Source organism: Labrys sp. 22185, assembly GCF_052045555.1.
Lineage (GTDB): Bacteria > Pseudomonadota > Alphaproteobacteria > Rhizobiales > Labraceae > Labrys > Labrys neptuniae.
Genome location: NZ_JBQEPH010000124.1, coordinates 1 through 646, shown reverse-complemented (window position 1 = coordinate 646; position 646 = coordinate 1). Strand labels below are relative to the sequence as shown.

1 protein-coding gene is annotated in these 646 nt (G+C 72.6%); it reads right to left on the bottom strand.

What is annotated here, in order from left to right; genetic code table 11:
• Nucleotides 1–301: 301 nt before the first annotated feature.
• The coding region (locus tag ACTJKX_RS38230) for a hypothetical protein (protein WP_440728506.1) at nucleotides 302–646 on the bottom strand (345 nt) is incomplete at its 5' end.

The window sequence follows — 646 nt, the reverse complement described above, 5'->3', positions numbered from 1 at the left end:
CGGTGGCATTGGTGGCGAGGGCGGCCTGGGCGGCACGCTCGGCGGTGCGGTCGGCGGCCTCACGGGCGGGATCGGTGGCACGGTCGGCGGTCTGACTGGCGCGATTGGCGGTATCGGCGGCATTGGTGGCGAGGGCGGCCTGGGTGGCACGCTCGGCGGTGCGGTCGGCGGCCTCACGGGCGCGATTGGTGGTGTCGGTGGTATTGGCGGCGAGGGTGGCCTGGGTGGCACCCTCGGTGGCGCAGTTGGTGGCTTGACCGGTGCGATTGGTGGTATCGGCGGGATTGGCGGTGACGGTGGCCTAGGCGGTACCCTCGGTGGTGCGGTTGGCGGCCTCACGGGCGGGATCGGTGGCGCGGTCGGCGGGATCGGTGGCATTGGCGGCGAGGGCGGCCTGGGCGGCACCCTCGGTGGCGCAGTTGGTGGCCTGACGGGTGCGATCGGCGGCATCGGTGGCGATGGCGGTCTTGGCGGCACCCTCGGTGGTGTGGTTGGTGGTCTGACCGGCGCGGTTGGTGGTATCGGTGGCATTGGCGGTGACGGTGGCCTCGGCGGTGTCGTTGGCGGTCTGACCGGTGCAATTGGCGGCATCGGTGGTGACGGTGGCCTTGGTGGTGCGGTCGGCGGCCTGACCGGCGCGATTGGT